Consider the following 3,619-nt stretch of genomic DNA (forward strand, 5'->3'; position numbering starts at 1 on the left):
CCACCACCCCAACCGTGACCGTCGTTCGGAACCCCCCATCGTCTTCGATACACGACCGGTCCCCAAAAGGGTGTGTCCGCCGAACCGTCCTGATTTCCGAAAAAACGACAGTAACGAACGTTACCGCGTCTGAAGGTCGTCTTCGTCCTTGACGATACGGGTCTCCGCCTCGCCGCTCGTGTGTTCGTTGACGAGGTCGTAAAACTCGTTTTGCATCCCGGCGGGGAACGTCATGACGCCGACCCACGACCCGTCGTTTTGCCACTCCTCGCGCTCCAAATCGCCGAACTGCCGAATCCGCGCCTGTGCGCTTCCGGCGAAGTTGGCGGGCACCTGCACCGCGATGGTCACCTCGTCGAACCGAATCGGGATGACGGGACGGAGCGCGTCGAGCGCGTCGTCCACCTGCTGGTCAGCGGGCTCCATCGGGTCCACCGAGAATCCGGCCTGCTCCAGTGCGCTCTCGATGCGGTCCGGCGGGTGCGGCGCGTTGTCCATCTGCGGGTTGACCGCGTTGCGTGCGATTTGGGTGACCAACTGCTTGTGCTTCTGTTCTTGCATCTCCTTTCGCTGTTCGGCCGTGATCTGGATCTCCCCGCGCTCGATGACTTGGGGGATGATTTCGAGCGGGTCCGTCGTCTCGAAGACCGTCTCCAAATCCTCTTCGGCCGGTCGATCCCCCCGGCTCGCGTTCTCGAACACGTCCTCGGCGGCGATGATGTCCTCGATGTCCCCATCGAATTCGCCGCGTTTCATCGCCAGCGCCGCGTCCGGATCCACGAGGACTTCGAAGCGCGCACCGTGCGATTCGAGACGCGCCGTCACCGCCTCTTCGAGTGATATCATACCCGAAGGTAAACGCGCCCACCTAAAAGATGTTTCCCGCAAAAAACGTCGAAATTACTCTTCCGGCTCTTCGTCGTCCTCGGTTTCGAGGAGGTCGAGTTCGTCGAGGTAGCCCTCGACTTCGTCGTCGTCGAGCATGCGGAAGCGCTCGGTCTCGACGTCGACGGTGGCGAGGCCGACACCCGTCGGCGAGAGTGCGTCGTCGTTGACGGTGCCGAGGCCGCTCAGGGCGAGGTCGATACCGCTGTCCAGATCCATTCCTTCGCTGTAGTTCGATTCGAGGTAGTCCTGAATCTCGCCGCGGTCGGAACCGACGGCGAGTGCCTTCCATTCGTACGGCGTTCCGGACGGGTCGGTCTCGTAGAGACGCGGTTCGCCGTTCTCGATGCCGCCGATGATGAGCGCGACACCGAACGGTCGTGCGCCGCCGACCTGCGTGTACTGCTGGATGTGGTCGGTGACTTCCTTCGTCAGAGTCTCGACACCGATTGGCTCGCCGTAGCGCAGGCGGTTGACCTGCGACTGACGGCGGGCGAAGTCGATGAGCTGTCGGGCGTCAGCGACGTGGCCCGCGCTGGCGATGCCGATGTGGTCATCCGACTTGTGGAGCTTTTCGACGCTGGTCTGCTCCATGAGCGGCGACCGGGTGTGTTTGTCTACCGCGAGGACGACGCCACCTTCGGTCCGGACACCGATGCTGGCGCTTCCTCGTTTAACGGCCTCTCGTGCATATTCGACTTGATAGAGACGGCCGTCCGGGGAGAAGATCGTAATCCCTCGGTCGTACGCCTGCTGTTGGGCTTGTCCCTGCATAGTATCACTCGAAATCGAGTTCGGTCGCGCCTACGAACGAGTCATCGACCTGAATGTCGAAGACGCCGTCCCGAACGACGGCGGGTCGTTGCTCGTCCGCAAACACGACGCTTCTCTCGCCCGAAAGTTCCCTGCGGCGACCTAAATACTTTTCTTCACAACCTCGGACCGTCCCGCTTATACCACGGACGAACACGCCGACGGAATCGCCCTGTATCTCCTCGATACAGGCCAACACCGCTCGCGCCTCGTCGGTGTGTCCGCGCCGAGCGCGCACCAGCGCCTCACCCTCGCCGTCCTCGAACTCGAAACCGTAGACGGTCAGGTCGGCGTCGGCGCTCCCGGCGTCCCCGAGGAAATTCTGCGCGGCGAACCAGATGCTCCGCTGGAACGACCGTCGGTCGATGTCCGCGTTGGGCCACCCTTCGAGGCCGACCGCGAGATAACGCCAATGCGGCCTGATGTGCTTCGGGAGATGTTTCATTCGGGCTTCTGCTGTGGGTTGGGGATGGACGAATTTGAATGATTTGAATAGGGACGTTCTCGCGTCGAAAACTGAAGTCGGACGTACAACCGACGAACGCCGATCGAACAACTCACCAATCCGATAGAATTGACTCACCGTAGTCAATAATCCCACACGAAGTGTACGGGGTCTCGCCGAAAGGCCAGTGCTGGAACACTGACCCCGTATGCTTCCGAGGCTACCCGAAAGCATGACACACAACGAACCTTCTAATGAAAAGCGTATCGCCACCGCACAGACAGTGCTCTGTCTCAAGGGAATCGACCGTAGCGACGTAGACGAGCGGTTGTTGGAACTGATACACGAGCATTTCGAAGAGCGAGGCGAGGTCGTGCGAGAAATTTCGGTTCACGCGCAGCGACACGTAGTGTCCGAAGATTCGTGTCGTGAAACGCCGTGAAATTGGCAGGAGAGCCGCGAGCGGATTTTCTGTTTTCGTCCGACTACGATTGCCGACTTATGAGCACCGTACTGCTACGATGGAATGGTACATCTTTCGTGATTTCTGTACCCGAGCCGTATCATACCGCCACCTCGTCAGCGCGCGCCACCCGACTGAAAGAACTGAGCGATACGAACCGAGTCGTTCGTGTGGCTCGGCTACTGTCGTCTCGGAAAATGGAACTTCCCTCGAAAAGTCGCTCACACGGACCGGAATCTACGATCACGAAAAACCTGACCCGCTCGAAATCCGCAGCTATTCCGTCAGGCCGTAGCCGCGGCGGAACAGATACACGTCGATTGCCACCACGATGATCGTGAGCCCCGTCAGCACCCCTAGCGATAGGTTGGGGTCGAGTTCGGACGCGCCGAGGAAGCCGTAGCGGACGCCGTCCACCATGTACACCATCGGGTTGAGCATGGTGAGGGTCCGGAGGAGTTCCGAATTGAGGCTGTCCAGCGTGTAGAACACGCCGCCGAAGAAGACGAGCGGGCGGACGATGAACTGGTTCATCATCGTCAGGTTGTCCCAGTCGTCGGCCCAGAGTCCGCCGATGACACCGAAGCTGGAAAACAGCAGCGTGATGACGATCGCGAAGGCGATCAGATAGAACGGTCTGGCGACCCCGACGGACGTGAAGAACGCGCCGAGGACGGCGATGAGCGCGCCGACGAGCAACCCGCGTGTCGCCCCGGAGACGATGTAGGAGGCGACCATCCGCGAGTAGGACATCGGCGAGGTGAGCGTCTCCTCGATGTAGCGGTTCCATCTCCCGTGGAAGATGGAGAAACAGGAGTTCTCGAAGGCGTTCGAGATGGCTCCCAGCACGACCAGTCCCGGGAGAATGAAGACGATGTACGGGACGCTCTGTCCGTCAAACTTCATCATGCCGACGCGGTTGCCGAGGATTACGCCGAACACGGAGAAGTACAGCACGTTCGTCACGAACGGCGGGACGAACGTGTTCCGCGGCCGACGGAGGAATCGAAGGA

General features: G+C 60.5%; 5 protein-coding genes. 1 reads left to right on the forward strand and 4 read right to left on the reverse strand.

Annotated features, from left to right (window positions below):
- Positions 1 to 120: 120 nt before the first annotated feature.
- Genes WBV42_RS01040 through WBV42_RS01050 form a run of 3 tightly spaced genes read right to left on the reverse strand, consistent with a single transcriptional unit; the run spans position 121 to position 2,143 of the window.
- Positions 121 to 846 (reverse strand): ribosome assembly factor SBDS, encoded by a 726-nt coding sequence (locus WBV42_RS01040; RefSeq protein WP_423984396.1) that lies wholly within the window; start codon positions 844 to 846, stop codon positions 121 to 123.
- Between the two features lie 54 nt (positions 847 to 900).
- Positions 901 to 1,659, reverse strand: coding sequence for an archaeal proteasome endopeptidase complex subunit alpha (gene psmA, locus WBV42_RS01045; protein WP_253226125.1), 759 nt, complete (start codon positions 1,657 to 1,659; stop codon positions 901 to 903).
- Between the two features lie 4 nt (positions 1,660 to 1,663).
- Positions 1,664 to 2,143, reverse strand: a complete 480-nt coding sequence (locus tag WBV42_RS01050; protein ID WP_423984397.1) for an Rpp14/Pop5 family protein — start codon at positions 2,141 to 2,143, stop codon at positions 1,664 to 1,666.
- Between the two features lie 232 nt (positions 2,144 to 2,375).
- Here WBV42_RS01050 and WBV42_RS01055 point away from each other — a divergent pair, with 232 nt between their 5' ends.
- The gene (locus tag WBV42_RS01055; protein WP_423984398.1) at positions 2,376 to 2,585 is read left to right on the forward strand and encodes a hypothetical protein; all 210 of its coding nucleotides are present in this window, start codon (positions 2,376 to 2,378) and stop codon (positions 2,583 to 2,585) included.
- A gap of 297 nt (positions 2,586 to 2,882) precedes the next feature.
- Here WBV42_RS01055 and WBV42_RS01060 read toward each other — a convergent pair.
- On the reverse strand, positions 2,883 to 3,619 hold a 737-nt coding region (locus tag WBV42_RS01060; RefSeq protein WP_423984399.1), incomplete at its 5' end, for an ABC transporter permease.

Origin of the sequence: Haladaptatus sp. (assembly GCF_049589095.1) — an archaeon.
Classification (GTDB): Archaea; Halobacteriota; Halobacteria; order Halobacteriales; family Haladaptataceae; genus Haladaptatus.

Coding starts and splice junctions, on each gene's coding strand:
- WBV42_RS01050 (WP_423984397.1), bottom strand. CDS start 2,143: ATGAAACATCTCCCGAAGCACATCAGGCCGCATTGGCGTTATCTCGCG.
- WBV42_RS01040 (WP_423984396.1), bottom strand. CDS start 846: ATGATATCACTCGAAGAGGCGGTGACGGCGCGTCTCGAATCGCACGGT.
- WBV42_RS01055 (WP_423984398.1), top strand. CDS start 2,376: ATGACACACAACGAACCTTCTAATGAAAAGCGTATCGCCACCGCACAG.
- psmA (WP_253226125.1), bottom strand. CDS start 1,659: ATGCAGGGACAAGCCCAACAGCAGGCGTACGACCGAGGGATTACGATC.